This is a genomic window from Streptomyces violaceorubidus, from assembly GCF_000717995.1.
GTDB lineage: Bacteria > Actinomycetota > Actinomycetes > Streptomycetales > Streptomycetaceae > Streptomyces > Streptomyces violaceorubidus.
The window spans coordinates 819,418-839,221 of sequence record NZ_JODM01000001.1; the positions used below are offsets into that span (position 1 = coordinate 819,418).

Sequence of the window (19,804 nt, forward strand, 5' to 3'; positions counted from 1 at the left end):
GAAACGTCCCTACGCCCCGAGCATCCCGGTCCACAGGTCGGGGAAGTCGGGCAGGGTCTTGGCGGTCGTCGCCACGTTCTCGATCCGCACCGACTCGACGGCGAGGCCGATGACGGCGCCTGCGGTGGCCATGCGGTGGTCCTCGTAGGTGTGGAAGACGCCGCCGTGCAGCCGGCGCGGGCGGATGTGCAGGCCGTCGGCGGTCTCGGTGACGTCACCGCCCAGCTCGTTGATCTCCTTGGTGAGCGCGGCCAGGCGGTCCGTCTCGTGCAGCCGCAGGTGGGCGACGCCGCGCAGGGTCGAGGGGGAGTCCGCGAGGGCGGCGACGGCCGCGATGCCCGGGGTCAGCTCGCCGACCTCGCCGAGGTCGACGTCGATGCCGTGGATCGCACCCGTTCCGCTGAACACGAGCCCCAGGTCCGTCAGTTCGCAGGAACCGCCCATGTCGGTGAAGATCTCGCGCAGCCGGTCCCCGGGCTGGGTGGTGCGCAACGGCCAGTCGGGGATCACCACCTTGCCCCCGGTCACCAGCGCCGCCGCGAGGAACGGCTGGGCGTTGGACAGGTCCGGCTCGATCGTCAGGTCCCGGCCGAGCAGCGCGCCCGGCGTGACCCGCCAGACGTTCGGCTCGCCGCCGGACTCGGGGGTGTCGACCTGGGCGCCGACCGAGCGCAGCATGTCGACCGTCATGCGGATGTGCGGCATCGAGGGCAGCGCGGAACCGGTGTGGCGCACCTCGACACCCTGGTTGAAGCGTGGTCCGGACAGCAGCAGGGCGCTGACGAACTGGGAGGAGGACGAGGCGTCGATGTCGACCGGCCCGCCCTCCAGGGCGCCGCCGCCGTGCACGGTCAGCGGCAGCGCGCCGCGCCCGTCGTCGTCGACGCGGGCGCCCAGCACGCGCAGCGCGTCGATCACGCCGTGCAGCGGACGCTCGTACGACCGCGGGTCGCCGTCGAAACGGACGGGGCCGTCGGCCAGCGCGGCGACCGGCGGGAGGAAGCGCATGACCGTGCCCGCGTTGCCCACGTCGACCGTGGCCGGGCCGCGCAGGCCGGCCGGGATGACCCGCCAGAACTCGCCGGTGCCCTCGGGGCCGACGCCCTCCTCGATCTCGACGCCCATCGTGCGCAGGGCCTCGGCCATCAGCAGGGTGTCGCGGGAGCGCAGCGGGCGGCGCAGCCAGCCGGGCTCGGAGGCCAGGGCGGCCAGCACCAGGGCACGGTTGGTGACCGACTTGGACCCGGGCACGTGGACGGTCGCGTCGACGGCTCCGCTCGCGTGCGGGGCGGGCCAGAGGGTGGTGTGCGCGGGGTTCACGGTCATGGGCCCCACTTTAATGGCTGAGGACGATCGGAGATCTTGATCAAAAGCGGTGAAACCTGACCGAAAGTGCAACAGTGCACGTGCCGTGCATATATGCGCGGCGCGCCGGCGGCGGCCGGGGCCTCACAGCCCCAGCAGCCAGCGACCCCCGCCGATCAGCGAGCACAGCGACACCGCGTGGAACAGGAAGAACCACACCCCCGCCGGCGCGTGCGTCAGCCGCGCCAGCTGGTCCGCGTCCGAGTCCCCGGCGCCGCCCCGCGACCGCTTGGCCTGGAGCTCGAAGGCCGGGCGCACCCCGCCGAGCAGCAGGAACCACACCACCGCGTACGCGAACGCCGCCTGCACCTGCGGCCCGGCCAGCCAGGACACCAGGACGAACGTGCCGCCGGTGACCACCACCGTCAGCACCCCGTACGCGTTGCGGACCATCACCAGCAGGGCCACGAGCAGCGCCGTCGCCAGCCACAGCAGCAGGGTGATGCGGCCCGCGGCCAGCAGCGCGGCGCCGCCGAGGCCGAGCAGCGGGGGAGCGGTGTAGCCGGCGACCGCGGTGAGGATCATGCCGATGCCGTGCGGCTTGCCCCGGCTCACCGTCAGGCCGCTGGTGTCCGAGTGCAGGGTGATCCCGGTCAGGGTGCGCCCGCTCAGCAGGGCCACCAGGCCGTGGCCGCCCTCGTGGGCGATGGTGATCGCGTTGCGCGCTATCCGCCACGCGGCGCGCGTCACGACGACGGCGAGCGCGGCCACCAGGGTCGCGACCACCACCCACAGGTCGGGATCGGGCTGGGTGCCGGAGACCTCGTCCCACAGGGAGGTGAGCGAGGCCGTCGCGAGGTGGTCCATGTTGGGTGAGGGCTCCTCGTTCGTGCGCGGGGTCTGGCAGTGTGGCACGTATGTGCGGACGGTATGCGGCCAGTCGTCGACCCGAGGATCTCGCGGGAATCTTCGAGATCGAGAAGTGGGAGCCCGAGGAGAGCTTGGATCCCGACTACAACGTGGCCCCCACCAAGGAGGTCTACGCCGTCCTGGACCGTCCCCTGAAGGACGCCGAGGACCCGAAGCCGGTTCGCCAGCTGCGGAAGCTGAAGTGGGGCCTGGTCCCCTCCTGGTCCAAGACGCCCGAGGGCGGCGCCCGGATGATCAACGCCCGCGCGGAGACCGTCCACGAGAAGCCCTCCTACCGCCGCGCCTTCGCCGCCCGGCGCTGCATCCTGCCCGCCGACGGCTACTACGAGTGGGTCACCGGCAAGCAGGAGCGGGACCTGGAGGTCGAGGGGCGCAAGAAGCGGCCCCGCAAGCAGCCGTACTTCGTGACCCCCGCCGACGGTTCCGTGTTCGCCATGGCCGGGCTCTACGAGTTCTGGCGGGACAGGACGCTGCCCGACGACCACCCGCAGGCGTGGTGGGTGACGTGCTCGGTGATCACCACCGAGGCCGAGACCGCACCGCTCGCCGTCGCCCCGGCCGACGGCCCGCACGCCCTGGCCGACATCCACCCCCGGATGCCGCTGATGCTGACGCCGGACCGCTGGGACGACTGGCTCGACCCGGCGCGCACCGACCCCGACGAGCTGACCTCCCTGCTGGCACCGCCGCCCGCCGGGCTGATGCGGGCCTTCCCCGTCTCCACGGCCGTGAGCAACGTCCGCAACAACGGACCGGAGCTGCTCAAGGAGCTGGAGGCACCGGAAGAGGGCACACTCTTCTGACGTGACCAGCGACACCACCGAGACCATCGAGATCACCGGCACCGAGGCGGGCCCCGCCCGCATCACCTGGCACCCGGCGACGCGGCCCCGGCTCGTCCTCGCCGTGAGCCACGGCGCCGGCGGCGGCATCGAGGCGCGCGACCTGAAGGCGCTGGCGGCCGCACTGCCCGCCCACGGGGTGAGCGTCGCCCTCGTCGAGCAGCCCTGGCGGGTGGCCGGCAAGAAGCTGGCGCCCGCGCCGAAGACCCTGGACACCGGCTGGCGGGGCGTGTGGCCCGCGCTGGCCGCGCCGGGCCTGCCGGTGATCTCGGGCGGCCGCAGCGCCGGCGCCCGCGTCGCCTGCCGCACCGCGGGCGAACTGGGCGCCCACGCAGTGCTCGCCCTCAGCTTCCCGCTGCACCCGCCGGGCAAGCCGGAGAAGTCCCGTGCCGAGGAACTGCTCGGGGCCGGGGTGCCCACCCTCGTCGTCCAGGGCGGCAACGACCCCTTCGGCAGGCCGCGGGAGTTCCCCGAGGCGCCCGCCGGGACCTATGAGCTGATCGAGGTGCCCCACGGCGACCACGGTTTCGCCGTGCCCAAACGGGCGGAGATCGGCCAGGAGGAGGCGCTGGAGCTGATCACCGACGGCGTCGTGAGGTGGACCGGCTCACTCGGCTGAACGCCCGGGAATGACCGGCGCGCGGCGACTGTTGTGCCGTGCGTACGTTGCTGAGAACCAGCACCGACGCCGTAGGAGAGGAAGTCCGCCGCATGGGTTCAGCCTTCTGCCCGAGCCGGAGCAGCCGGTCCGACCTGGACTGGACTGTGCTGCACGCGGCGAAGACCGCCCCTATTCGGGCGGCGGGCGGACCGGATCGTCGTCTATCCTCCGATTCGAGTGGGACCGGTCTCGGTTTCACGACGTCATTGGAGGAGGTGGGTCCGGTCACTGGGACCGACGCAGGGACCGAACACGGCCAGGCGGAGCAGCCCGAGGGCCGGGGTACGGGCGCGGAGTCGACCGCGGAGCGCAGCGCGCGCTTCGAGCGGGACGCGCTGGAGTTCCTCGACCAGATGTACTCGGCCGCGCTGCGCATGACGCGTAATCCGGCCGACGCCGAGGACCTGGTGCAGGAGACCTACGCCAAGGCGTACGCGTCCTTCCACCAGTTCCGCGAGGGCACCAACCTCAAGGCGTGGCTGTACCGCATCCTCACCAACACCTTCATCAACTCGTACCGCAAGAAGCAGCGCGAACCCCAGCGCAGCGCGGCCGAGGAGATCGAGGACTGGCAGCTCGCGCGGGCCGAGTCGCACATGTCGACGGGTCTGCGCTCCGCCGAGTCGCAGGCGCTCGACCACCTGCCCGACTCGGACGTGAAGCAGGCGCTCCAGGCGATCCCCGAGGAATTCCGTATCGCCGTGTATCTGGCGGACGTCGAGGGCTTTGCCTACAAGGAGATCGCGGACATCATGGGGACACCCATCGGTACGGTGATGTCCCGGCTGCACCGTGGGCGTCGTCAGCTGCGCGGCATGCTGGAGGACTACGCCCGCGACCGCGGCCTCGTCCCCGCCGGCGCCGGAGAGTCGAACGAAGCGAAAGGCTCGGGGTCATGAGCTGCGGAGAGCCGCACGAGACGGATTGCAGCGAAATCCTCGATCATCTCTACGAGTTCCTCGACAAGGAGATGCCGGACTCGGACTGCGTGAAGTTCGAGCACCACTTCGAGGAGTGCTCGCCCTGCCTGGAGAAGTACGGGCTGGAGCAGGCGGTGAAGAAGCTGGTCAAGCGGTGCTGCGGACAGGACGACGTACCGGGTGACCTGCGCGCCAAGGTCATGGGCCGGCTGGACCTGATCAGGTCCGGGCAGTCCGTGCCCGAACACGACGTCGCGACCACGCCCTCGTCGGCTCCGCAGGAGTCCTGAGCCGGTCCGCGTCACTCGTACGTGCTAATCCGCGGGTTATCTGCCCGCGGCCTCGCCCCGCCGTCCTAGGCTCCGGAGCCTGACAGACGTGGCCGGGGGAGGGGCTCATGGACGCGGTACCGGCACGGGCGCGTGTCTACGTGACCGCCGTCGCCCTCGCCGCCCTGCTCTGCCTACGTCCGCTGCCCTCGGTGCACGCGCCCTGGTGGGCGGTGCTGCTGCTGGCCGCACTGTACGCGGGCTCCGAGCTCGTCGCGCGGTCCCGTCTCGTCGGGACCTGCTATCCCGTCCTGCTCGCCGGCGCCTTCCTGCTGCCGCCGCCCGCCGCCGCGCTCGTGGCGCTGCCCGGGGCCCTGCTGTCCCCGGTGCCGCGCCGGCCGTTCGGCCTGCGGCGCGTCTGGCGGGCCGCACAGCTGACGCTCGCCGTGTGGGCCGCCGCCTGGGTCCACGGGCGGCTCGACGGTCCGGACGCGGTCGGCGAGCCCGCCTTCCCGTACGCCCTCGTGCCCGCCGGGGCCGGCGTGCTCTCCTTCTGCCTGGTGCTCGCGGTGCTGGACGGCGGGATCCTCGCCCTCGCCGACCATGTTCCGCCGAGCCGGGCCTGGCGGGGGCTGCTGCCCCGGTCGCTCGCGCCGATCGCCGTGCACGGGCTCGCCGGGCTGATGATGGCCGTCCTGTGGCGCAGCCCCTACGGTCCGGTGGCCGCGCTGCTCGTCCTGCTGCCGATGTGCGTGGCGTGGTGGGCCTTCGCCCAGTACCACCGCGAGCGGGCCGCCCACCAGGCGACCATCCGTGCCCTGGTGCAGGCCGTCGACATCAAGGACGGCTACACGCGCGGTCACAGTGAACGCGTCGGCCAGGCCTCCATGATGATCGCCCGGGAGCTGGGCATGGACGACGAGCGCGTCGAGACCCTGCGCTTCGCAGGCATCCTGCACGACGTGGGCAAGCTCGGTGTGCCCACCCGGCTGCTGCGCAAGGACGGGCCGCTGACGCCCGAGGAGCGCCGGGTGATCGAGCTGCACCCCGAGTACGGGCACGAGATGGTGCGCGGCATCCGGTTCCTGGGGGAGGCGCGCGCCGCGGTCCTCCACCACCACGAACGGCTGGACGGCAGCGGCTACCCCTACGGACTGGCCGGCGACCGCATCCCCGAGTCGGCCCGGGTGGTGGCCGTCGCCGACGCCTTCGACGCCATGACGTCCACGCGCTCCTACAGCAGGGCCCGCCCCGTCGCGGCGGCCCTGGAGGAGCTCCAGCGATGTGCCGGGGGACAGTTCGACCCGCGGATGGTGCGGGCGCTGGTCCACGCGCTCGGCCGCCACGGCTGGCGCCCGGCGGTGACGGCGGACGGCCCGCCCGGCCTCCCCGCCGAACGGGCACCGGGCCTCGCCGAGGGCGCGCGGAACGGCGTCGGCCGGGGAGCACCGTGACGGCCCCGCGGCCGCCGGCGCAGTCCCCGCCCTCGGCGGCCGTTCTCCTGGTACCCGGCTGCGCCGGTGTCCTCGCGCTCGGATGCCTCGCCTCCGTGCTGGCGTCGGGGTCCGTGCAGCGGCCCGTCGCGCTGGCCTTCGGCTCCCTCGTCGTCCTCGGTGAGCTGACCCGGCGCCCCGGTGCCGAGGCCCGCGAGGCCGCCCCGCTCGGGGCCGCGGGCGCGCTGGCGTACGCGCTGCTCCAAGACGTCGCCGGGCAGCCCGCACACCACGGTGTCACCCAGACCGTCACCGTCGTGCTCGCCGCCTCGCTGCTCGGCAGCGTGCCCTACGTCGCCCGCGGCAGCGGGCCCGTCCTCGACCACCTGGCCCGGCGGGTGCTCGCCGTCGGCTTCGCCGCCGTGTGCTTCCGTCCGCTGTCCAACCAGGGCGCCTTCGACGACTGGAGCGGTCCCGCCGCCGCGCTGCTGCTGGTCGCGCTGCTCGCCCTGACCACCCTGTGCGACGCGGTGCTCGCCGCGGCACCCGCGCACGCCCGGACCGGCTGGCCCTTCGGACCGCTGCTGCGCGAGGAGCTGCGCGGCATGGTCGGGATCACCTCGGCGGTCTGCGCCACCGGAGCGGTGATGGCGCTCGCGGTGAGCGTCGCGGGACTGTGGGCGCTCCCCGTCTTCTGCGTGCCCCTGCTGCTCGCCCAGCTCTCCTACCGGCGGTACGCGGCCGTCCGGGCCACCTACCGGCAGACCATCGCCTCCCTGGCCCGCGCCACCGAGATCGCCGGGTACACCCCGGCCGGGCACGCCCGCCGCGTCGCCTCACTCGGCGTGGCCGTCGGGCGGGACCTGGGGCTGTCCGGGGCGGAGCTGACCGTGCTGGAGTACGCGGCGCTGATGCACGACATCGGCCAGCTGAGCCTGGTCGATCCGGTCCCGGCGGGCGCCACCGCGGAGCTGCCCGTCACCGAGCAGCGTCGGATCGCGCTGCTCGGCGGGGCCGTCGTCCGCCAGACCGGCGTCGACGCGGCGGTCGCCGTGGTGGTGGAGCGGCAGGCCGACCCCTGCCGGGAGCAGCCGGTCGCCGCGCGGATCGTGCGGGTCGTGAACGCCTACGAGGAGAAGGCGCGCGACGCCGGTCCGGGCGGTGCCCTGGCGGCACTGGAGGAGCTGCGCCTGGCCGCCGCCGGCGACTACGCTCCCGAGGTGGTGGAAGCGCTGGCCCGGGTCCTGGCCCGGAGCAGCCTTAGCGAGCCCGCGGCTGGGTAACCCATGGGTAATGAGCGCCTCTGCAGCCGTACGTGGTTTGATGCCCGGGAGAGGGTGTCCGGGGGCGCGAAAGGCACAGCCAGCCCACAGAACGGAACTGGCAGGCGGGAATCGTGAGGATCTTCGGCAAGGCACGGCACCGGCCCTCCGCCTCCTGGCGGCAGGCCACCGACCGCGCGTTCACGCTGATCGGCGACGGCCGGTACGAGGACGCGGGTGCGCTGCTGACCCGGGCGGCCGATCTGGAGCCCTGGCTGTCGGAGTCCTGGTTCAACCTGGCGCTGCTGCACAAGTTCCGGCACGACTGGGAGCAGGCCAGGGCGGCCGGCCTGCGGGCCGTCGCCCTGCTCGACCGGGACACCGGCGCCCCCGACTGGTGGAACGTCGGCATCGCCGCGACCGCCCTGCAGGACTGGCCGCTGGCCCGCCGGGCCTGGCAGGCCTACGGGCTGCGCACCCCCGGGGACGCCACGGACGCCGGTGAGCCGCTCGGCATGGACCTCGGCAGCGCGGCCGTACGGCTGTCGCCGGAGGGCGAGGCCGAGGTGGTGTGGGGACGGCGGCTCGACCCCGCCCGCGTCGAGGTGCTGTCCATCCCGCTGCCCTCCTCGGGGCGGCGCTGGGGCGAGGTCGTCCTGCACGACGGCGTGCCGCACGGGGAGCGGACGACCAGCGCCGGGCACTCCTACCCCGTCTTCGACGAGATCGAGCTGTGGGCGCCCTCGCCCGTGCCCACCTGGGTCGTCCTCCTGGAGGCCGCCACCGAGTCCGACCGCGACGCCCTGGAGCAGCTGGCCGCCGACGCCGGGTTCGCCGCGGAGGACTGGTCGTCCTCGGTGCGGCTGCTGTGCCGGATGTGCTCGGAGTCGCGGATGCCGTCCGACGAGGGCGAGGGCGAGCACCTCGACCCGCACGACCACAGCGAGCCCGGGCATCCCGGCCCGCTGGGGCACCGCACCGACGGGCAGCTGTGGGTGCCGGAGCGGGAGTGCGGGGTGGCCGCGCCGGCGGGGCTGGTGAAGGGGTTGCTGGACGGGTGGGTGGCGGACAGTCCGGACTCGCGTGACTGGCGGGATCTGGAAGAGGTCTGCTGAGCGGCCCCGTAGTCTTTGTCAGGACCCTCCAGCAGCGGTCACCATCAGCATCACCCTTGGTTGTACGAGGAAGGCATACGTCGGTCATGGCCCAGCAGGACACCGATCAGCAGCACCCTGGCGTGCTCCCCGTGGACGACGAGGGGTTCGTCGTCGACACCCAGGACTGCGAGGAGCGTGAGGCCGAATGGCGCGGGCGCGGCACCTCGCGCCCGATCACGGTGGTCGGCAACCCGGTGCTGCACAAGGAGTGCGAGGACGTCACCGACTTCGGCGAGGAGTTCCAGCAGTTGGTGGCCGACATGTTCGCCAGCCAGCGCACCGCCGAGGGTGTGGGTCTGGCCGCCAACCAGATCGGCGTCTCCAAGAAGGTCTTCGTCTACGACTGCCCCGACGACGGGGGCGTCCGCCACGTCGGCGTGGTCTGCAACCCCAGGCTGGTCGAGCTGCCGGCCGACCGCCGCCGCCTGGACGACAGCAACGAGGGCTGCCTGTCCGTGCCGACCGCCTACGCGCCGCTCGCCCGCCCCGACTACGCCGAGGTGACCGGGCAGGACGAGAAGGGCAACCCGGTGAAGGTGCGCGGCACCGGATACTTCGCTCGGTGTTTGCAGCACGAGACGGACCACCTGTACGGGTACCTGTACATCGACCGGCTCTCCAAGCGCGAACGCAAGGACGCGCTGCGGCAGATGGCCGAGAACGAGCCCCGCTACCCCGTGGTCGCCAACGACTGAGAACGCCTCACGGGTCACACCTCTCCCTTGCGCACGGCGCCTGTTCGGGTCTTCCCCGAGCGGGCGCCGTTCGTCTGTGTGCGTCAGTGGAAAGCCGCCACACAACAGGAGAATTCCGGCATCGGGGGTAGTGAATGAAGCAAATCCGTTCCCAGAACGGTCAGTTGTGGTGCTGAATGGGAAGTGCGGGGATACGCAACGGCGCACGCCCCGCTCAGCGAGAGGGGTGCGCCACCGGCGGCTGAGAGGGGTTTGTTCGTGCATGCTTTCCCACACGGCACCACAGCGACACCGACCGCGATCGCAGTACCGCCATCGCTCCGCCTCCCGGTGATCGAGGCGGCATTTCCCCGGCAACTGCACCCGTATTGGCCCAGGCTCCAGGAGGCAACGCGCACCTGGCTGCTCGAAAAACGGCTCATGCCGGCGGACAAGGTCGAGGAATATGCCGACGGCCTGTGCTACACGGACCTCATGGCGGGCTACTACCTCGGCGCGCCCGACGAGGTCATGCAGGCGATAGCGGACTACAGCGCGTGGTTCTTCCTCTGGGACGACCGGCACGACCGTGACATCGTCCACGGCCGTCCCGGCGCCTGGCGGCGACTGCGTGGCCGACTGCACACGGCACTGGACTCACCCGGGGACCACCTGCACCACGAGGACGCACTGGTGGCCGGGTTCGCCGACAGCGTGCGGCGGCTCTACGCCTTCCTGCCGGCCACATGGAACGCCCGGTTCGCCCGGCACTTCCACGCGGTGATCGAGGCGTACGACCGTGAATTCCACAACCGCACGCGCGGAATCGTGCCCGGCGTGACGGAGTACCTCGAACTGCGCCGGCTCACCTTCGCGCACTGGATCTGGACCGACCTGCTGGAGACGAGCTCGGGCTGCGAACTCCCCGACACCGTAAGAAAACACCCGGCATATCACCGTGCGGCGTTGCTGAGTCAGGAATTCGCCGCCTGGTACAACGATCTCTGCTCGCTGCCCAAGGAAATTGCGGGGGACGAGGTCCACAATCTCGGAATCAGTCTCATCACCCACCATTCACTCACGCTGGAAGAAGCCATCGCAGAAGTCCGCAGACGCGTCGAGGATTGCATCACCGAGTTCATCGCCGTGGAGCAGGACGCCTTACGGTTCGCCGACGAACTCGCCGACGGAACCGTACGCGGAAAGGAACTGGGCGGCGCCGTGCGGGCCAACGTCGGCAATATGCGGAACTGGTTCAGTTCCGTCTACTGGTTCCACCACGAGTCCGGCCGGTACATGGTCGACAGCTGGGACGACCGGTCCACGCCCCCGTACGTCAACAACGAAGCGGCAGGTGAGAAATGACCGTCGAGTCCGTCAACCCCGAAACGCGCGCACCAGGGGTACCGGAGCTGCGCGAACCGCCCGTCGCGGGCGGCGGCGTGCCGCTGCTCGGCCACGGATGGCGGCTGGCCCGCGACCCGCTGGCCTTCATGTCCCAGTTGCGCGACCACGGCGACATCGTGCGCATCAAGCTGGGCCCGAAGACCGTCTACGCGGTCACGGACCCGGAGCTGACCGGTGCCCTCGCCCTGAATCCCGACTACCACATAGCGGGCCCGCTGTGGGAGTCGCTGGAGGGGCTGCTCGGCAAGGAAGGCGTGGCCACCGCCAACGGCCCGCTCCACCGCCGCCAGCGGCGCACCATCCAGCCGGCGTTCCGGCTCGACGCCATCCCCGCCTACGGGCCGATCATGGAGGAGGAGGCGCACGCGCTCGCCGAGCGCTGGCAGCCGGGGAGGACCGTCGACGCCACCTCGGAGTCCTTCCGGGTCGCCGTGCGCGTCGCGGCCCGCTGCCTGCTGCGCGGGCAGTACATGGACGAGCGGGCCGAGCGGCTGTGCGTCGCGCTCGCCACCGTCTTCCGGGGCATGTACCGGCGCATGGTGGTCCCGCTCGGACCGCTGTACCGGCTGCCGCTTCCGGTCAACCGCCAATTCAACGACGCGTTGGCCGATCTGCACCTGCTCGTCGACGAGATCATCGCCGAGCGCCGCGCATCCGGTCAAAAGCCGGACGATTTGCTCACGGCATTGCTGGAGGCGAAGGACGACAATGGCGACCCGATCGGGGAACAGGAGATCCACGACCAGGTGGTCGCGATACTCACCCCCGGCAGTGAAACCATCGCGTCCACGATCATGTGGTTGCTCCAGGCACTTGCCGACCATCCGGAACATGCCGACCGCATACGCGACGAAGTCGAAGCGGTCACCGGCGGGCGTCCCGTGGCATTCGAGGACGTGCGCCGGCTGACGCACACCGGCAATGTCATCATGGAGGCCATGCGTTTGCGTCCCGCCGTATGGGTATTGACGCGGCGCGCGGTGGCCGAAAGCGAACTCGGTGGCTATCGCATTCCGGCCGGTGCGGACATCATCTACAGTCCGTACGCAATCCAGCGCGATCCGAAGTCGTACGACGACAACCTGGAGTTCGACCCCGACCGGTGGCTTCCGGAACGCGCGAAGAATGTGCCGAAATACGCCATGAAGCCCTTCAGTGCGGGCAAGCGGAAGTGCCCCAGTGACCACTTCTCGATGGCTCAGCTCACCCTGATCACGGCCGCGCTCGCCACCAAGTACCGCTTCGAGCAGGTGGCGGGCTCGAACGACGCGGTCCGGGTCGGCATCACGCTGCGCCCGCACGACCTGCTGGTCAGGCCCGTGGCCCGGTGACGCGGCCTGGCCCGGTCAGGCGGCGGCCTCCGGGCCCCGGAAGGTGCGCCGGTAGGCGTGCGGGGTGGTGCCCAGGGACCTGGTGAACTGGTGTCTCAGGGCCGCCGCCGTGCCGAATCCGGCGCGCCAGGCGATCGTGTCCATCGTCTCGTCCGTCGCCTCCAGGAGGCGCTGCGCCAGCAGGACGCGCTGGCGCAGGATCCAGCGGTAGGGGGTCGTCCCCGTCTCCTGCTGGAAGCGGCGGGCGAAGGTGCGCGGGGACATGTGCGCCCGGGCCGCGAGCTGCTCGACGGTGACCTCCTCGTCGAGGTGCTGGTCCATCCAGGCCAGCACCTCGCCGACGGTGTCGCAGGAGGAGCGCGGCAGCGGCCGTTCGATGTACTGCGCCTGTCCGCCGTCCCGGTGCGGCGGCACCACCATGCGCCGGGCGATCCGGTTGGCGACCTCCGTCCCCTGCTCCTTGCGCACGAGGTGCAGGCAGGCGTCGATGCCGGCGGCGGTCCCGGCGGACGTGATCACCGGGTCCTCGTCGACGTAGAGCACGTCCGGCGCGACCCGGGCCCGCGGGTACTGCCGGGCCAGCTCGGCCGCGTGGTGCCAGTGCACCGCGCACCGCCGCCCGTCCAGCAGTCCGGCGGCGCCCAGCACGAAGACGCCGGAGCACACGCTCAGGACGCGGGTGCCCCGGTCCGTCGCCCGGCGCAGGGCGTCCAGCAGCTCGGGCGGGTACTCCCGGCGCACGAAGTCGCTGCCCGCCGGCACCGCGATCAGGTCGGCCTCCTCCAGCCGGTCGAGACCGTACGGCGTGGAGACGGTCAGTCCGCCGACGTGGGTGCTCAGCTCGGGGCCCTCCGCGGAGACCACCGCGAAGTCGTACCGAGGCAGGCCCTCGTCGCTCCGGTCGATGCCGAAGACCTCGCAGACGACGCCGAGTTCGAAGGGATGCGCGCCGTCCAGCAGGACGGCGGCCACGTTCTGCAACATGCCGCCAGTGTGCCTCGTCGGTGGCAGGAAATCGAGGTATTGCGGCAGTCCTGCCACTCCCGGTAAGGAGTATCCGGCGTGACAGTGGTGTCATGACCGGAAACCAGATCGAAGCCCTTGTCGGAATGCTCGCGACCTTCGGACTCCTCGTCCTCATGGTCCTCCCCTCCGTGATCGGCATCGTGCGCGACCGGCGCATCGACCGCCGGATCAGGGAGGCCCAGGAGAAGAGGAGCCAGGAGGAGAGGAGCCGGGGGAAGGAGACTCAGAAGTCCTCGTCCAGGTCGACGGTGCCCTCCACCGCCACCTGGTACGCCGAGGGACGCCGCTCGAAGAAGTTGGTCAACTCCTGAACCCCCTGCAACTCCATGAAGGAGAAGGGGTTCTCGGAGCCGTACACCGGGGCGAAGCCGAGCCGCGTCAGACGCTGGTCGGCCACGCACTCCAGGTACTGCCGCATCGAGTCGGTGTTCATGCCCGGGAGGCCGTCACCGCACAGGTCGCGCGCGAACTGCAGCTCGGCCTCGACGGCCTCCCCCAGCATGTCGGTGACCTGCTGCCGCAGCTCGTCGTCGAACAGCTCCGGCTCCTCCTTGCGCACGGTGTCGACGACGTCGAACGCGAAGGACATGTGCATGGTCTCGTCCCGGAACACCCAGTTGGTGCCGGTGGCCAGGCCGTGCAGCAGGCCCCGGCTGCGGAACCAGTAGACGTAGGCGAAGGCGCCGTAGAAGAACAGGCCCTCGATGCACGCCGCGAAGCAGATCAGGTTGAGCAGGAAGCGGCGGCGGTCGGCCCGGGTCTCCAGGCGGTCGATCGACTCGACCGAGTCCATCCACCGGAAGCAGAACTCGGCCTTCTCCCGGATGGACGGGATGTTCTCCACGGCCGCGAAGGCGGCGGCGCGGTCCTCCGGGTCGGGCAGGTAGGTGTCCAGGAGCGTCAGGTAGAACTGGACGTGGACGGCCTCCTCGAAGAGCTGACGGGACAGGTACAGCCGCGCCTCGGGGGAGTTGATGTGCTTGTAGAGCGTCAGCACCAGGTTGTTCGCGACGATCGAGTCACCGGTGGCGAAGAAGGCCACGAGGCGGCCGATCAGGTGCTGCTCCTCGGGGCTGAGCTTCGCCAGGTCGGCGACGTCCGAGTGGAGGTCGACCTCCTCGACGTGCCAGGTGTTCTTGATGGCGTCCCGGTAGCGCTCGTAGAAGTCCGGGTAGCGCATGGGGCGCAGGGTCAGCTCGAAGCCGGGGTCGAGCAGGTTCTTGGTGGTCATTACTGGCAGGCCTCGCAGGACTCGGGGTTCTCCAGGGAGCAGGCGACCGCTTCGGGGTCCGAGGCGGCCTGCACGGGGACGGCGGTGGCTCGGGCCGCGGCCCGGGCGATCCGGGTCGCCGGGCGCGAGCGCAGGTAGTACGTGGTCTTCAGGCCCTGCTTCCAGGCGTAGGCGTACATCGAGGAGAGCTTCCCGATGGTCGGCGTCTCCAGGAACAGGTTCAGCGACTGGGCCTGGTCGAGGTACGGGGTGCGGGCGGCGGCCATGTCGATCAGGCCGCGCTGCGGGATCTCCCAGGCGGTGCGGTACAGCGCGCGCACGTCCTCGGGGATCCAGGAGAAGCCCTGCACCGAGCCGTTGGCCTCGCGCAGCGCCTCCCGGGTGCGCGCGTCCCACACGCCGAGCCGCTTGAGGTCGTCCACCAGGTAGGAGTTGACCTGGAGGAACTCACCCGACAGCGTCTCGCGCTTGAACAGGTTGGACACCTGCGGCTCGATGCACTCGTAGACCCCGGCGATGGAGGCGATGGTCGCGGTCGGCGCGATGGCCAGGAGCAGGGAGTTGCGCAGCCCGGTCGCGGCCATGCGCTCGCGCAGCGCGGCCCAGCGCTCCGGCCAGACGGGCTCGACGCCGTAGTGGTCCGGGTGCAGCACGCCCCGGGCCGTACGGGTCTTCTCCCAGGCCGGCGCGGGCCCGTCGCGCTCGGCGAGGTCGGCGGAGGTCTCGTACGCGGCGAGCATGATCCGCTCGGCGATCCGGGTGGACAGGGCCTTCGCCTCGGGGGAGTCGAAGGGCAGGCGGAGCTGGAAGAAGACGTCCTGGAGGCCCATGGCGCCGAGGCCGACCGGGCGCCAGCGGGAGTTGGAGCGGCCCGCCTGCTCGGTCGGGTAGAAGTTGATGTCGACGACCCGGTCCAGGAAGGTGACCGCGGTGCGGACGGCGGCGTCCAGGCGCTCCCAGTCCATGTCGCCGGACGCGGGGTCGGTGAAGGCGCCGAGGTTGACCGAGCCCAGGTTGCAGACCGCCGTCTCGTCGTCGTCCGTGACCTCCAGGATCTCCGTGCAGAGGTTGGAGGAGTGGACGACGTGGCCCGGGGTCGCGGTCTGGTTGGCGGTGCGGTTGGCGGTGTCCTTGAAGGTCATCCAGCCGTTGCCGGTCTGCGCGAGGGTGCGCATCATGCGGCCGTACAGCTCGCGGGCGGGCAGCGTCCTGCGGGCGAGCCCCGCCTCCTCGGCCCTGCGGTAGGCCGCGTCGAACTCCTCGCCCCACAGGTCGGTCAGCTCCGGCACGTCGGCCGGGGAGAACAGCGACCAGGTCCCGTCGGCGTCCACGCGGCGCATGAACTCGTCCGGCACCCAGTGCGCGAGGTTCAGGTTGTGCGTACGGCGGGCGTCCTCGCCGGTGTTGTCCCGCAGCTCCAGGAACTCCTCGACGTCCGCGTGCCAGGTCTCCAGGTAGACCGCCGCCGCGCCCTTGCGCCGGCCGCCCTGGTTCACGGCGGCGACCGAGGCGTCCAGCGTCTTCAGGAACGGGACGATGCCGTTGGAGTGCCCGTTGGTGCCGCGGATCAGCGAACCCCGGGCGCGGACGCGGGAGTAGGCGATGCCGATGCCGCCGGCGTGCTTGGAGAGGCGGGCGACCTGGTGGAGGCGCTCGTAGAGGGAGTCCAGCTCGTCCCTGGGGGAGTCCAGGAGGTAGCAGGACGACATCTGGGCGTGCCGGGTGCCGGAATTGAAGAGGGTGGGGGAGGAGGGGAGGTAGTCGAGGCGGCTCATCAGGCCGTACAGCGCGCCGACCTCGTCCACGGCGCGGGGCGTGTCGTCCTCGGCGAGCCCGGAGGCGACCCGCAGCAGGAAGTACTGGGGGGTCTCGACGGCCTTGCGGGTGATCGGGTGGCGGAGCAGGTAGCGGCTGTACAGGGTGCGCAGCCCGAAGTAGCCGAAGCGGTCGTCGGCGGCCGGGTCGATCAGCGCGTCGAGGCGGGCCGCGTGCAGCCGGACGAACGCGGCGGTGCGGTCGGCGATCAGACCCTCGCGGTGTCCGGTGGCGACGGAGCCGGTGAAGGAGGTGACGCCCTGGGACGCGGCCTCGGCACGGATGCCGATGGTCAGCAGCCGGGCCGCCAGCCGGGAGTAGACCGGGTCCTCCGAGATCAGGCCGGCGGCCGCCTCGGTGGCCAGCTCGCGCAGCTCGGCCTCGTCGGCGTGGGCGGACCGGCCGCGCAGCGCGGCGGCGGCCACCCGGCCGGGGTCGGCGTCGGGAAGGTCGGCGGTCAGCTCGGTCAGGGTCCGCAGCAGTGCGGCACCGGGTCCGTCCGGTTCTCCGGTCGCCGTCACCGGGGTCGCTGAAGCCGGATCGGCTGGCGCGATGGTCACGTGGAGCACTCCCTCGCTCGGCACGGGGCCTGGCGGAGGGCAGGGGGCAGCACGAGCGCACGCGGCGTCGCGTCCACCGGCCCACTCCACGAGGCCCGGACGTCATGGCACCCCGGCCGGGACGGCCGGGCGCACTGTCGGCAGGTCCTCGGACTGGACAGGCGTGCGCGCACGTGCGAAGACGTACGGATGCACGCAAGTACACCGTTGCGGGACAGTTCCGGATTCGCACCGGATTCCCCTGCGGCGACAGCGAGCATGAGCATACATCTTGTGCCGGGCTCCGCCAGCACCCCCAGATGTTGTGTCTCTGTGGCGATTCGAGAGGCGCGCCGGGTCATGTCCGGTCGCCGTCGGAGCGTCAGAGCGTCAGAGCGTCAGTCCGTAGGTGAGCAGCATGATGTCGTCCAGCTCCGGCACGGGGTTCCAGTCCCGGTCCGGCGTACGGACGAAGCCCAGACGCCCGTAGAGGCGGTGGGCGGTGTGCATGGCCGCCTGGGACGACAGCACGACGCCCGTGCAGCCCGGCACGGCGCGGGCGCGGTCGACGCAGGCCCGCACGAGGGCCTCGCCGGCTCCCCGGCCGCGTGCCTCGCGGGCGACGGCGAGCATGCGTATCTCGGCCTCGCCGGGGCCCGCGATGTCCGCCATGGGGCCGCCGGACGGCACGAAGGTCACGCCGCCGAGCACCAGGCCGTCCGCCGCGGCGACCAGCACCTCGGCGGCAGCCGCCCGCTTGGCCACGTCCCGCAGCTCGTCCAGGTAGGAATCGCTCTCCCCGAAGTCGAGGAGGCCGTCGCGCAGGTAGGCCTGCGCGGTGATCTCGCCGAGGGTGTCGTACTCCTCGGCCGTCGCCCGCCGGATCACGAAGTCCATGACGCCGAGTGTGCCCGACGGCTACGACAACGGGCCGCCGGAGGTCTCCGACGGCCCGCTGAGGAACGCCGCTAGTGCGAGCTGCCCGCCGTGGCCGGCGGCAGTTCCACCTGGACGCCGGGGTCGCCGGCGTCCGCCGTGTAGTCGCCCGGCTTGGTCTCGTCGATGCCGTCGGGCGCCTTGACCGCCCGCAGCACGAAGGTCAGGACCACGGTGACCAGGATGTTCAGCACGAAGGCGGTGAGACCGATGTAGCCGATCTCGCCGATGCCGGGGATCTCGTCGGAGGACCCGCCGAAGTGCTTCTGCGTCGGCGAGGCCACGCCGTAGGCGGCGACCGTGCCGTAGACCATGCCGACCGCCCAGCCGCCGAGCAGCGCCCAGCGGTGGAACCAGCGGGTGAACAGGCCGCCGACCAGGGCCGGGAAGGTCTGCAGGATCCAGATGCCGCCCAGCAGCTGGAAGTTGATCGCGACCGTCTTGTCCATGCCCAGGACGAAGATCAGCGCACCCACCTTCACCAGCAGCGACACCAGCTTGGAGACCTTGGTCTCCTGCTGCGGGGTGGCGTCCGGCTTGATGAAGTCCTTGTAGATGTTGCGGGTGAAGAGGTTCGCGGCCGCGATCGACATGATCGCCGCCGGGACCAGGGCACCGATGCCGATCGCCGCGAAGGCCACGCCCGCGAACCAGTCCGGGAACATGTCCTCGAACAGCTGGGGGATCGCCAGCTGGCCGTTCTGCACCTTGACCCCGGCCGCGATCGCCATGAAGCCCAGCAGCGCCAGCAGACCCAGCATCAGCGAGTACAGCGGCAGGATCGTGGTGTTGCGGCGGATCACCTCACGGCTGCGCGAGGACAGCGTGGCGGTGATCGAGTGCGGGTACATGAACAGCGCCAGGGCCGAACCGAGCGCGAGGGTCGCGTACGTCCACTGGCCGCTCGCGTTGGGCACCACCCCGCCCACCCCGGTCTCGGTGAACTTGTCGCTCGCCGACGCGAAGATGTCGTCGAAGCCGCCCAGCTTGATCGGGATGTAGATGATCGCCACCGCGATGACGATGTAGATCAGCGTGTCCTTCACGAACGCGATCAGCGCGGGGGCGCGCAGTCCCGACGAGTAGGTGTACGCCGCCAGCACCCCGAAGGCGATCAGCAGCGGCAGGTCCTTGATGAACCAGTTGGTGTCCTCGCCGCCGCCGACGCCCATCACGTCCAGCACGGCCTGGATGCCGACCAGCTGGAGCGCGATGTACGGCATGGTCGCCAGGATGCCGGTGACGGCCACCGCCAGCGACAGGCCCTTGGAGCCGAACCGGCCGCGCACGAAGTCCGAGGTCGTCACGTACCCGTGCTTGTGCGAGACCGACCACAGGCGGGGCAGGAAGGTGAAGATCAGCGGGTACACCAGGATGGTGTACGGCACCGCGAAGAAGCCGGAGGCGCCCGCCGCGTAGATGGCCGCCGGGACGGCCACGAAGGTGTACGCGGTGTACAGGTCGCCGCCCAGCAGGAACCAGGTGACCCAGGTGCCGAACGAGCGGCCTCCCAGGCCCCACTCGTCGAGGCTGTGCTCGTTCGCCGCCCTGCGCCAGCGGGCGGCCAGGAAGCCCATGGCGGTGACGAGGACGAAGAAGAAGATGAAGACGCCGAGTGCGACGCCGTTCACGCCGTCGTTCATCGCGACTCACCGCCCTTCGCGGTGGCGGGGGCGGTGGAGTGGGCCGCGCGCCCGCGCTGGTCGCGCTGCCACAGCTTGTAGGCGATCACCGTCAGCAGGGTGGAGATCAGCACCCAGGCCATCTGGTACCAGTAGAAGAACGGGACGCCGATGAAGGCCGGGTCCGTCTTCGCGTACGACCCGACCCAGATCATCGCGACGAACGGTGCGACGAGACAGAGCCCGATGACGACGCGCACCGGCGTCACCACCGGCCCTCTGCTCACCTGGGTGTCTTCTGGCATGAGCGGTTCCGTCCCCTCGCTGATCACCACGTGCAGTGCGCACGCAATGTAGGTGACGGTCTCAGGACAGCGGAAGACCTCGTCCGTATATCGGTCCCCAACTGCAACGTGACGCCGCTGAGCGGGGAGGCATGCCGGA

Annotated in this window: 19 protein-coding genes and 1 riboswitch; of the genes, 11 read left to right on the forward strand and 8 right to left on the reverse strand. The window is 71.2% G+C overall.

The window, feature by feature from the left end; translation table 11 throughout:
- Window positions 1-9: 9 nt before the first annotated feature.
- Window positions 10-1,326, reverse strand: coding sequence for a 3-phosphoshikimate 1-carboxyvinyltransferase (gene aroA, locus IE94_RS0103805; protein ID WP_030145928.1), 1,317 nt, complete (start codon window positions 1,324-1,326; stop codon window positions 10-12).
- 123 nt (window positions 1,327-1,449) lie between these two features.
- On the reverse strand, window positions 1,450-2,172 hold the full coding sequence (locus tag IE94_RS0103810; RefSeq protein WP_030145929.1) for a M50 family metallopeptidase: 723 nt from the start codon (window positions 2,170-2,172) through the stop codon (window positions 1,450-1,452).
- 50 nt (window positions 2,173-2,222) lie between these two features.
- Here IE94_RS0103810 and IE94_RS0103815 point away from each other — a divergent pair, with 50 nt between their 5' ends.
- The 10 genes from IE94_RS0103815 (at window position 2,223) to IE94_RS0103860 (ending at window position 12,191) form a co-directional block, all read left to right on the forward strand.
- Window positions 2,223-3,038, forward strand: a complete 816-nt coding sequence (locus IE94_RS0103815; RefSeq protein ID WP_030145930.1) for an SOS response-associated peptidase — start codon at window positions 2,223-2,225, stop codon at window positions 3,036-3,038.
- A gap of 1 nt (window position 3,039) precedes the next feature.
- Window positions 3,040-3,696: an alpha/beta hydrolase family protein gene (locus IE94_RS0103820; protein WP_030145931.1), complete on the forward strand. Its 657-nt coding sequence runs from the start codon at window positions 3,040-3,042 to the stop codon at window positions 3,694-3,696.
- A 257-nt stretch (window positions 3,697-3,953) separates the two neighbouring features.
- Window positions 3,954-4,637 (forward strand): RNA polymerase sigma factor SigR, encoded by a 684-nt coding sequence (gene sigR, locus IE94_RS0103825; RefSeq protein ID WP_003973756.1) that lies wholly within the window; start codon window positions 3,954-3,956, stop codon window positions 4,635-4,637.
- Window positions 4,634-4,948 (forward strand): mycothiol system anti-sigma-R factor, encoded by a 315-nt coding sequence (gene rsrA, locus IE94_RS0103830; protein WP_030145932.1) that lies wholly within the window; start codon window positions 4,634-4,636, stop codon window positions 4,946-4,948. The genes sigR and rsrA overlap by 4 nt, the downstream gene beginning before the upstream one ends.
- A 107-nt stretch (window positions 4,949-5,055) precedes the next feature.
- A complete protein-coding gene (locus tag IE94_RS0103835; protein ID WP_030145933.1) occupies window positions 5,056-6,381 on the forward strand; it encodes an HD-GYP domain-containing protein in 1,326 nt (441 codons plus the stop codon).
- On the forward strand, window positions 6,378-7,643 hold the full coding sequence (locus IE94_RS0103840) for an HD-GYP domain-containing protein (RefSeq protein ID WP_030145934.1): 1,266 nt from the start codon (window positions 6,378-6,380) through the stop codon (window positions 7,641-7,643). Before IE94_RS0103835 ends, IE94_RS0103840 begins: the two co-directional genes overlap by 4 nt.
- 113 nt (window positions 7,644-7,756) lie before the next feature.
- Window positions 7,757-8,737: a tetratricopeptide repeat protein gene (locus tag IE94_RS0103845; protein WP_030145935.1), complete on the forward strand. Its 981-nt coding sequence runs from the start codon at window positions 7,757-7,759 to the stop codon at window positions 8,735-8,737.
- Window positions 8,738-8,823: 86 nt separating this feature from the next.
- Window positions 8,824-9,474, forward strand: a complete 651-nt coding sequence (gene def / locus IE94_RS0103850; RefSeq protein WP_030145936.1) for a peptide deformylase — start codon at window positions 8,824-8,826, stop codon at window positions 9,472-9,474.
- Window positions 9,475-9,732: 258 nt separating this feature from the next.
- A complete protein-coding gene (cyc1, locus tag IE94_RS0103855; protein WP_063829701.1) occupies window positions 9,733-10,818 on the forward strand; it encodes an epi-isozizaene synthase in 1,086 nt (361 codons plus the stop codon).
- Window positions 10,815-12,191, forward strand: a complete 1,377-nt coding sequence (locus IE94_RS0103860; protein ID WP_030145938.1) for a bifunctional albaflavenone monooxygenase/terpene synthase — start codon at window positions 10,815-10,817, stop codon at window positions 12,189-12,191. The genes cyc1 and IE94_RS0103860 overlap by 4 nt, the downstream gene beginning before the upstream one ends.
- Window positions 12,192-12,206: 15 nt before the next feature.
- Here the strand turns inward: IE94_RS0103860 and IE94_RS0103865 are convergent, their stop codons facing one another.
- On the reverse strand, window positions 12,207-13,175 hold the full coding sequence (locus IE94_RS0103865; protein WP_030145939.1) for a GlxA family transcriptional regulator: 969 nt from the start codon (window positions 13,173-13,175) through the stop codon (window positions 12,207-12,209).
- Window positions 13,176-13,267: 92 nt separating this feature from the next.
- Between IE94_RS0103865 and IE94_RS0103870 the strand changes: the two genes are divergently transcribed.
- Window positions 13,268-13,528, forward strand: coding sequence for a hypothetical protein (locus IE94_RS0103870; RefSeq protein WP_030145940.1), 261 nt, complete (start codon window positions 13,268-13,270; stop codon window positions 13,526-13,528).
- Here the strand turns inward: IE94_RS0103870 and IE94_RS0103875 are convergent.
- From IE94_RS0103875 to IE94_RS0103895, 5 genes are all read right to left on the reverse strand, one after another.
- Window positions 13,441-14,448 (reverse strand): ribonucleotide-diphosphate reductase subunit beta, encoded by a 1,008-nt coding sequence (locus IE94_RS0103875; RefSeq protein WP_030145941.1) that lies wholly within the window; start codon window positions 14,446-14,448, stop codon window positions 13,441-13,443. The two genes, IE94_RS0103870 and IE94_RS0103875, sit on opposite strands and share 88 nt — an antisense overlap.
- Complete coding sequence (locus tag IE94_RS0103880; protein WP_030145942.1) at window positions 14,448-16,823, reverse strand: ribonucleoside-diphosphate reductase subunit alpha; 2,376 nt, start codon at window positions 16,821-16,823, stop codon at window positions 14,448-14,450. The genes IE94_RS0103875 and IE94_RS0103880 overlap by 1 nt, the downstream gene beginning before the upstream one ends.
- Window positions 16,824-16,945: 122 nt before the next feature.
- A riboswitch (cobalamin riboswitch) is annotated at window positions 16,946-17,089 on the reverse strand.
- A gap of 103 nt (window positions 17,090-17,192) precedes the next feature.
- A complete protein-coding gene (locus tag IE94_RS0103885; protein WP_030145943.1) occupies window positions 17,193-17,699 on the reverse strand; it encodes a GNAT family N-acetyltransferase in 507 nt (168 codons plus the stop codon).
- A gap of 71 nt (window positions 17,700-17,770) precedes the next feature.
- A complete protein-coding gene (mctP, locus tag IE94_RS0103890; RefSeq protein WP_030145944.1) occupies window positions 17,771-19,381 on the reverse strand; it encodes a monocarboxylate uptake permease MctP in 1,611 nt (536 codons plus the stop codon).
- On the reverse strand, window positions 19,378-19,665 hold the full coding sequence (locus IE94_RS0103895) for a DUF3311 domain-containing protein (protein ID WP_030145945.1): 288 nt from the start codon (window positions 19,663-19,665) through the stop codon (window positions 19,378-19,380). The genes mctP and IE94_RS0103895 overlap by 4 nt, the downstream gene beginning before the upstream one ends.
- Window positions 19,666-19,804: the final 139 nt, after the last annotated feature.

Excerpts from the sequence above, each read along its gene's own strand:
- mctP (WP_030145944.1), bottom strand. The coding sequence starts at position 19,381 with ATGAACGACGGCGTGAACGGCGTCGCACTCGGCGTCTTCATCTTCTTC.
- IE94_RS0103865 (WP_030145939.1), bottom strand. The coding sequence starts at position 13,175 with ATGTTGCAGAACGTGGCCGCCGTCCTGCTGGACGGCGCGCATCCCTTC.
- IE94_RS0103885 (WP_030145943.1), bottom strand. The coding sequence starts at position 17,699 with ATGGACTTCGTGATCCGGCGGGCGACGGCCGAGGAGTACGACACCCTC.
- IE94_RS0103870 (WP_030145940.1), top strand. The coding sequence starts at position 13,268 with ATGACCGGAAACCAGATCGAAGCCCTTGTCGGAATGCTCGCGACCTTC.
- IE94_RS0103835 (WP_030145933.1), top strand. The coding sequence starts at position 5,056 with ATGGACGCGGTACCGGCACGGGCGCGTGTCTACGTGACCGCCGTCGCC.
- IE94_RS0103895 (WP_030145945.1), bottom strand. The coding sequence starts at position 19,665 with ATGCCAGAAGACACCCAGGTGAGCAGAGGGCCGGTGGTGACGCCGGTG.
- IE94_RS0103815 (WP_030145930.1), top strand. The coding sequence starts at position 2,223 with ATGTGCGGACGGTATGCGGCCAGTCGTCGACCCGAGGATCTCGCGGGA.
- IE94_RS0103810 (WP_030145929.1), bottom strand. The coding sequence starts at position 2,172 with ATGGACCACCTCGCGACGGCCTCGCTCACCTCCCTGTGGGACGAGGTC.
- IE94_RS0103860 (WP_030145938.1), top strand. The coding sequence starts at position 10,815 with ATGACCGTCGAGTCCGTCAACCCCGAAACGCGCGCACCAGGGGTACCG.
- aroA (WP_030145928.1), bottom strand. The coding sequence starts at position 1,326 with ATGACCGTGAACCCCGCGCACACCACCCTCTGGCCCGCCCCGCACGCG.
- def (WP_030145936.1), top strand. The coding sequence starts at position 8,824 with ATGGCCCAGCAGGACACCGATCAGCAGCACCCTGGCGTGCTCCCCGTG.
- rsrA (WP_030145932.1), top strand. The coding sequence starts at position 4,634 with ATGAGCTGCGGAGAGCCGCACGAGACGGATTGCAGCGAAATCCTCGAT.
- IE94_RS0103875 (WP_030145941.1), bottom strand. The coding sequence starts at position 14,448 with ATGACCACCAAGAACCTGCTCGACCCCGGCTTCGAGCTGACCCTGCGC.